The sequence below is a fragment of the Alteriqipengyuania sp. genome (assembly GCF_964222115.1).
Taxonomy (GTDB): domain Bacteria; phylum Pseudomonadota; class Alphaproteobacteria; order Sphingomonadales; family Sphingomonadaceae; genus Alteriqipengyuania.
Window position 1 is genome coordinate 1 of sequence record NZ_CAXQBM010000070.1, and the last position, 8,043, is coordinate 8,043.

Annotated in this window: 6 protein-coding genes; all 6 read right to left on the minus strand. The window is 63.4% G+C overall.

Features of this window, described 5'->3' with window-relative positions:
- Positions 1–76: 76 nt before the first annotated feature.
- Positions 77–1,294 carry a DUF418 domain-containing protein gene (locus ACEQXE_RS10730; protein ID WP_370179213.1) on the minus strand — a complete coding sequence of 406 codons (1,218 nt, stop codon included), beginning with the start codon at positions 1,292–1,294 and terminating at the stop codon, positions 77–79.
- Between the two features lie 32 nt (positions 1,295–1,326).
- Complete coding sequence (locus ACEQXE_RS10735; protein ID WP_370179214.1) at positions 1,327–3,249, minus strand: alpha/beta fold hydrolase; 1,923 nt, start codon at positions 3,247–3,249, stop codon at positions 1,327–1,329.
- A gap of 111 nt (positions 3,250–3,360) precedes the next feature.
- Positions 3,361–4,578 carry a methionine adenosyltransferase gene (metK, locus tag ACEQXE_RS10740; RefSeq protein ID WP_370179215.1) on the minus strand — a complete coding sequence of 406 codons (1,218 nt, stop codon included), beginning with the start codon at positions 4,576–4,578 and terminating at the stop codon, positions 3,361–3,363.
- Positions 4,579–4,628: 50 nt separating this feature from the next.
- The gene (gene lnt, locus ACEQXE_RS10745) at positions 4,629–6,173 is read right to left on the minus strand and encodes an apolipoprotein N-acyltransferase (RefSeq protein ID WP_372524238.1); all 1,545 of its coding nucleotides are present in this window, start codon (positions 6,171–6,173) and stop codon (positions 4,629–4,631) included.
- 110 nt (positions 6,174–6,283) lie between these two features.
- On the minus strand, positions 6,284–6,991 hold the full coding sequence (locus tag ACEQXE_RS10750; RefSeq protein ID WP_370179217.1) for a DUF4167 domain-containing protein: 708 nt from the start codon (positions 6,989–6,991) through the stop codon (positions 6,284–6,286).
- Between the two features lie 197 nt (positions 6,992–7,188).
- Positions 7,189–8,043: peptide chain release factor N(5)-glutamine methyltransferase (gene prmC, locus ACEQXE_RS10755; RefSeq protein ID WP_370179218.1), on the minus strand; the 855-nt coding region annotated here is incomplete at its 5' end.

The following is an 8,043-nucleotide window of genomic DNA, read 5'->3' on the forward strand; positions in this document are numbered from 1 at the left end:
GGCCCCCATATCGTGGGTGTACCCTTGGTGGCCGGGTGGGGAGGCGGGGTGGGAGGTCTGAACGCAACTCGAAAACTCAGCGCCTCAGAAGCGCAAACCTGCCGCCCGCCAGCCCTCGCCACAGCCATTCGAACGGCCCCTGCCGGAAATGCGCCAGCCACGGCGGCGACCAGAGCAGCATCAGCGCAATCGGCACGAACGATAGCACAAAGGCCCCGCTGCGCGGCAGCGCGCCATAGAGGCCCAAGCCCCAGCTGTAGAAAACAGCTGCGAAGACGAGGCTGGTAAGCAGGTAATTGCTCAGCGAAAGGCGCCCAGCCGCAGCAAGGCGTCGACGCAGCGCGCTGTCGCGACTGTTGAACAGCCCCATTACGAGAGCGGCATATCCCACCGCCAGCAACAGGTCGAACGGCAGCGACCAGAACAGCGATACCGGGCCTACCATCGCGCCCTTGAAATCGGCATTCACGTCGAGGAGGATAAGCAGTGCTATCGGCGGAAGCGCAATTATCGCCATCCGGCGCGCCAAGGCAAAGCACCTTGTCCGCTCCCACGCGCCCGCGAGAACACCATTGCGCCACAGCCCTGCACCCACCAGCATGGCAGCGAGCGCGGACAGGATGCCACTGATCTGCGTTCCCAGCGCGGCCCCGAACCCGGCGAAGCGGCGTGTTACGCGTTCGCCGAAGCTCTCCGTTCCAGTGACCTGCGCATAGTCCAATGCCATCGGATCGCTGCCGAAAGTCTGCGCGGGCATCAGCGCGACCGGGCTGCCGGGTTCGGCGGCAAGCCATAGATACGCCAGCAGCGATCCGCCCATCACATGCAGCGCCATCAGCATGGCACCCGCGATCAGCAGCCAGCGCGCATTGAGGCCGAGGAACAGCGGGACGAACAATCCCGCCATCGCATAGAGCCGGAGCACGTCGTTGTTCGCGAGCAGGATCGCATGCGTCGCACCGATGACGAACAGCACCGCCATCCTTGCGACATGCCCGCGCATGGGGTGATTGCGCGCCCGCTCGATCAGGATCGTCACCCCGGCCCCGAACAGCATGGCGAACAGGCTGCGGAACTTGTCTTCGATGAAGACGAAACTCAGCCCCCAGACTATCCAGTCGAGTGCGCCTTCACTGCCAGCCGCCGTCGGGTTGAAATAGGCAGCGGGAGGCAGCGCGTAGACATAGACGTTCATCAGCGCGATACCTGCAACGGCAATGCCGCGCAGCGCATCGAGCGCGATGACACGCTCGCCCGAGGATGGGTGGCGGCTGGCGGAGGTTGCGGTCGACACCTTCGTGTCGATCCCCCGCCAGCCGGACCGTGTCAATCCGCCGGATTGTGCTGGTCGAGGAACTTCTCGCTCTCGAGCAGGAACTGCATCATGTCCTCGTCACGCGAGAAATGGTGGTCGCCTTCGGGCTGCTCGACATAGGTCACATCCTTGCCGGCCCTCTGCAATGCCCGCACCATGTCGCGCGACTGGTCGACCGGTACGCGTTGGTCCTTCTTGCCATGCACCAGCAGCACGGGAATGCCCACGCGGCTCGCGTTCTTGATCGGTGAGACGCTGTCCAGATCGCTGACCTGGCCCTTCCAGTACTCGCGCAAGAATTTGCCGAAATAGCTCATCGAGTCCTGCCGCATCATGTCCGGCAAGTCTGAGACGCCCGCAAAGCTGACCGCGCATCGATAGAGGTCCGGATTGCGCTCGGCAGCGCGCATCGCAACGTATCCGCCGTAGGACCCGCCGATGATGCACGCACGGCCTGCATCGACCCAGCCCTTCTCCGCGGCCCAGGCGAGCGCATCGTCGACATCGTCTTGCATCTTCAGGCCCCATTCGCCCAGGCCCGCTTTCTCGAATTCGACGCCATAGCCGGTCGAGCCACGGAAGTTGGGCTGGATCACGACATAGCCACGGTCGGCAAAGAACTGCGACCACGGATCCCAGCTGGTCGTATCGCGTGCGCGCGGGCCACCATGCGGCATGATGATGACCGGGAGGTTCTTCGCATTGCTCTGGCCATCCGGGAAGGTGACGATTGCTTCGATCTCAAGCCCGTCGCGCGCGGTGTAGGTCATAGCCTGCGACTTGACCCAGTTGCCATCGTCGCCCGTCTTGGAGATCGCGACGAGGCTGCGATTCTTGGAATCGAGCAGGTAATAGGTCGGCAGGCCAACATCGTTGAACCCTTCGACGATGTGGCGATTGAGATCGAGCGACCAGTCCGTGATCCAGGTAGCCTGGTTGGGGAGTGCGGCATCGACCATTGCCTCAGCCTGCAGCATACGCGGATCGAACCACTGTACGCGTCCGCGATCTGAGAGCCAGCTGATTCCCAACAACTGGGTGCCCGAAGGATCGGAATGTACCTGCGAAACGTCGTACCCGTCGACACCGAACACCTTGCCGCCGACTTCCATGGTTTCCAGATCGAGCTCGTATACCTCATCGTATCCGCTGACATTGCTGATGGTCAGCGCACGCTTGCCATCTTGCAGAAAGATCCTCGGCCGGATCAGCTGCTCGTCGGTGGCGATATTGGTCACTTCTTTCATGAGGCCATTATCGCCCTTGTCGCGGTAGACCATGCGTGTGCGCAAGCCACGCTGTTCCCGCCCGACGCCAAGCCGAACCTTGCCGTCCCCATCGGCGTACCAAGACCAGATTTCCTGCATGGGAGAGACATGCTTGGAGAACTTGCCGGTCGAAACATCGACTTCGTCGACACGCGGATCGGAGCCTTCATCGCCTGCGAAAATCGATGTTCGATAGGCAAGCAGGATACGTGGGCTACCGTCATTCGCGACCCAGATGACGTCTGCGCCCATATCCGCCATGCCGCCGCGCGGTTCCAGCAGATGCTGCTCAGACCCGTCGGAGCGGAAGGAAACAACCCGCGACTTGTAAACTTCGTGGCCTCCGAAATTGCCGTACCGGCCCTGCACGGCAATCAGCCAGTCGCTGTTCACCCAACGCACATCGTAGATGTCCGCGTCGTCCGAGAGGGTGATCGCCTTTGCTTCGCCTGTGCCATCGCTGCGCATGATAACGATGGCGCGGACACCATCGATGTCGCGCTCCATGGCGAGCTTCGTGCCGTCGGGCGAAATCTTCACCCAGCCAACCGAGTCCTCGGCCACGAAATCGACAACCGGGCGCTCGGCCACAGCCGGGCTGGTGGACATGGCGCTCGCGCCGACAACGACCAGCGCACTGGCCATCACACTGAAAAACCTTTTCATAGGACCCCCACAGAATCGGGTGCGCTGTAGCTGCGCCTTCCCGTCCTGCGTATCTCTACTGCAGCATAACGCCCTATCGCAACCCTTTGCTAAGGATGCGAAAAATCGGCGTCAGCCCAAGGCTGCCTTGAGGTCGTCGACCAGGTCCGTGCGTTCCCACGGGAAGAGATCGCCCTCGGCCGTGCGGCCGAAATGGCCGTAGGCGGCGGACTTACGATAGATCGGTTTGTTGAGCCCGAGATGCGTGCGGATGCCGCGCGGCGTGAGACCGCCCAGCTTGGCCATGCCACGGATCGCGTTTTCCAGTGCCTCTTCGGACACCGTCCCGGTTCCATGCAGGTCGACATAGACGGACAGCGGAGCGGAGACGCCGATCGCATAGGAAAGCTGGATCGTGCAGTGCGTGGCAAGGCCTGCCGCGACCACATTCTTTGCCAGATAACGGGTGATGTAGGCTGCCGAGCGATCGACCTTGGTCGGGTCCTTGCCGCTGAATGCACCGCCCCCGTGCGGCGCCGCACCGCCATAGGTATCGACGATGATCTTGCGACCCGTCAGTCCCGCGTCACCGTCGGGCCCGCCGATCTCGAACGCGCCGGTCGGGTTGATATGCCACACTGTTCGGTCGGTGATGAAGCCCGCAGGCAGGATCTCGCCCACGGCCTTCTTCACATAGGCCTTCAGTTCGGCTTCCTTGTCACCCTCGTGGTAGCCCGGTGCGTGCTGGGTCGAAACGACGATTGCGGTCGCCGCGACCGGCTTTCCGTTTTCATAGCGCAGCGTCACCTGGCTCTTGGCGTCTGGTTCGAGGAAAGGGGCCGCACCGGACTTGCGGTCGGCCGCCAGCCGCTCGAGGATCTTGTGGCTGTAATCGAGCGTCGCGGGCATCAGGTCGGGCGTCTCGTTGCACGCATAACCGAACATTATGCCCTGGTCGCCCGCGCCCTCGTCCTTGTTCGACCCTTCGGTGCCGGCATCAACGCCCTGTGCGATCTCGCTGGACTGGCCGTGCAGGTGGTTTTCGAGCGTGAGCGTTTCCCAATGGAAGCCGCTCTGTTCGTAACCGATTTCCTTCACCGTCTCGCGGACGACCTTTTCGATCTCTTCAGCTGCGCCGGGCTTCCACTCACCATTGTCGTACATGGGCGCGCAGCGAATTTCGCCCGCGAGTACCACGCGCTGGGTCGTGGTGAGCGTTTCGCACGCCACGCGCGCTTCCGGATCCTTGCTCAGCATCAGGTCGACGACGGCATCCGAAATCTGGTCGGAAACCTTGTCCGGATGGCCTTCGGACACGCTTTCGGAAGTGAAGATATAGCTGCTGCGCATGGGGGGAGATCACCTCGATATAAAGAAGTCTTTATGTCTTCACGCGTGCCTTAGTGCCCCCTCCGCCGCTTGACAACCAGCGCCCCGGCAAGAAGCGCAATTGCCCAGCCGAGTGCAAGCCAGTTGCCCAGCATCGCGAAGATGGTGCGCCCACCTGCGGGCGGTACCTTGCCTTGCAGCCGCGCCTGTTCCCGCATGCCAAGATGCTGGCGAACGACCCCGCGTGCATCGATGACGCCGCTGATGCCGGTGGTGGTGGACCGCAGGACAGGCAGCCCCTCTTCGATGGCGCGCATCCGTGCCTGCGCCATATGCTGCGGCGGGCCTGATGGGCCGAACCACCCGTCGATCGAAGGATTTACGATGTAGTCGGGCCGATCAGCGCGATCGACAACCTGGCCCGAAAAGATGATCTCGTAGCAGATTTGCACGCCCGCCCGGCCATGTTCACCCAGATCGATTGTTTGCGGGCCGGGGCCGGACAGGAAATCGATCGACCCCGCGACAAGCCGGGATAGTCCGATCGGTTCGAGCAGGTCGCGGAAGGGCAGGTATTCGCCATAGGGCACCAGATGCGCCTTGCGATAGCTGCCGACAATCTCGCCCTCGTCGTCGAGTACGCTGACGACGTTATAGGCGGCCGCAGCGCGGTTATCCTCTATCTCGAGATCCATCGTACCGGTCAGCAACACGCTGTTGTCGCCGATTACGCGGGCAATCCTGGCGCGTGCATAGGCAGGATCGCGACCGGCCGTGGTCGCGGCATAATAGCGGTCGGGATAGCCTTCGCGCAGGTAATCGGGCAGCACGCCTTCGGGCCAGAGGACGAGGCGCGGATCGTCGCTGCCCTCGGGCCGTACGGTCAGCGCGGCGAGCGTCAGGAAGCCCGGCTCGTACTGGCGCGGGTCGTTCAACTCCTTCATATCGAGATCGGGTTGGACAAGCGTGTAGTCCAGCGTGCCCTCCGCACCCCTTCCGGCGGGCCAGTACATGGCCGCCACCAGTAGCAAGGACGCAATCCCGATCCGTACCCATTCGCGCCTCAGCGCCTGGTCGATCAGCGCTACCGCCAGCACCACGGCAAGGCCCGACAGCGCGTATGTGCCCGTGAATGGCAGCAAGGCAGCAATGCCCGGGCGATCGAACGGGCCGAGCAGGGCAAGGCTGAACGGGCCCCACGCATAGCCGGTGAAAAGCGTTGCCCGCAGGTACTCGGCAAGGATCCACGCACCACCCAGCGCCAGCGCATAGACAAGCGCGCTGCGCCCACGGGCGAGCCGGTAGGCGGCGGCGAATGCAAGCGCCGGATAGAGGGCAAGAAAGGCCCCGAGGATCGGCACCGCAAACCAGCCGAGCACCGCAGGCATCTCGTCCTGGTGGGTGAATGCGGTTGCGATCCAGATGTTGGTGAGTGTGAAGTGGGCGAAGCCGAACAGCCACCCCCGGAAGAACGCGCTGCGCATCGTTCCGCTGAAGCGGATCAGCACGGCGCCAGCGCCCAGCGCTGCCAGCGCCAGCGGCCAAAGGTGGATAGGCGGAAAGCCGAGCGCCGCCACTGCACCGAGCAACAGGAGCGCGACCCGTGGACGCGCCAAGGCCAGACTAAGCGTGCGGTTCAGCAAACGGCGGACCCTCCCGGTATCAACGCCAGCGTCTGCTGCACGTCCCGCATGTCAGGTCAAGCCCGAGCTTGCGCCCCGGACGCTCAACCGACCGCGCTCAGGGCCTCGTCGCCGTCATCGTCACGCGTCTTGCGGGTGCGACGACGCGGCTTGGCAGGCTTTTCCTCATCCTGATCGTCCGCAGTTGCAGCCGCGATAGCGGGCGGCAACACGGTCGCATCGATTTCGCCCTGTTCGTCGCCCTTGCCATCCCCATCGTCATCCGAGCTGTCGCGGCGATTGCGCGAATTGCCGCGACGCGACTGCGTGCTGCGCTTGCGTACGAAGGGATTGTCGTCGGCTTCGAAGACCTCGCCGTTATCGCCGTCGTCATCATCGTCGGACGAATCCTCGGATGCGTCGGAATCGCGATCGCGGCCACGCTGCCGCTCATTACGGTTGGACCGCTTCGACTTCGAGCGATTGCGGCGATCTTCCTCACCGTCATCGTCATCGGACGAATCGTCGTTGGCCTGCCCGCGCTCGGAATCGCGCTTGGCGCGCTGTTCGTCCTGGCGGGCCTTGTTGTCGGCGATGACGCGGAAATAGTGGTCCGCGAACTGCAGGTAGTATTCCGCCTGCACGCGATCGCCATTGTGCTGGGCGTCCTGCGCCAGCTTCTTGTACTTGTCGAGCAGCTGGGGTGCATTGCCCCGCGCGCGGCTGTCGATCCGGTTGGAGCTGTTTCCGCCCCCGCCCTGGTTACGGTTGCCGCGGCCGCGCCGCCGGTTGTTACGGTTATTGTTGTTCAAGGAATACTCTTCCCTCGTGGGTGGGTCTGAATTCGCGGCGCTGCAGCAATGCTGGATACCCGCGCGGCCCACCTGTCCCTAAGCATGATCCTCTATCCTGTTGAGATCGCGGGCCATCGAAACGGCCCCGTCTACTTTGAGATGTCGGATCGCGACCCCGGCGAGAATGTCCAATTCTTGCTGGGTCTTGGTGAGACTTACCGTCTGCCTGCCGCTTTGCCAACCCCTCCGTGTTTCTTGGCCAAAATAATCATGGCCCGGGGTAATCCGGCAAGATCGTTGCGAAAGGCGCTCTCAAGTTCGTGCTTTGTGACAAGGTCGGCCAGCACATTCTGCTGCGTTGCACCAATCTCGAAGATGGCGATGCCATCCTCGCTTAACAAGTCCCCGGTCTGCGGCAGCAGGATTTCATAGTCGTCGAGGCCCTCCGGCCCCGCGAAAAGCGCAGATGACGGCTCGAACTCGCGCACCTGCGGGTCGAGCGTGGCATCATCCTCCACATAAGGCGGATTGCACAGCACCAGGTCGAACCGGCCGAGATCGCGCTGCCAGCCGCCCTTGCGCCAGCTGCGACGCAGGAAGGTGCAGCGCTCCGCCATTCCCAGCTTCGTCGCGTTGCAATGCGCCTGCCGGAGCGCGGACATGGAAGCATCGATCGCCACGCCTTCGGCCTGCGGCCATAGCGAAAGCGCCGCCAGCAACAGCGCGCCCGACCCGGTGCCGAGGTCGAGGATACGCTGCGGCGGTGCACGATCCACAAAGTGCTCGCACGCCGCATCGATCAGCGCTTCGCTATCCCCGCGCGGGATCAGCACGGATGGCGAGACCTGCAGCTCCAGCCCGTAAAACTCGGTGCTGCCCGTGATGTAAGCGACGGGCTCGTGACCGGCACGGCGCGCGACCAGCGCATCGAAGCTGTCCGGCGCCGGATCGCGCATGGCGCGCAGAAGCATGTCCGAGCGCGAGACCCCCAGCGCATGCGCCATCAGCAGTTCTGCGTCGAGCCGCGGGGAGTCGCTAATGGTCGCCAGAAGATCGGTGGCCGTTCTCAC

Bases quoted from the DNA above. Each gene is read 5' to 3' on its own strand.
- ACEQXE_RS10735 (WP_370179214.1), bottom strand. From the start codon at position 3,249: ATGAAAAGGTTTTTCAGTGTGATGGCCAGTGCGCTGGTCGTTGTCGGC.
- metK (WP_370179215.1), bottom strand. From the start codon at position 4,578: ATGCGCAGCAGCTATATCTTCACTTCCGAAAGCGTGTCCGAAGGCCAT.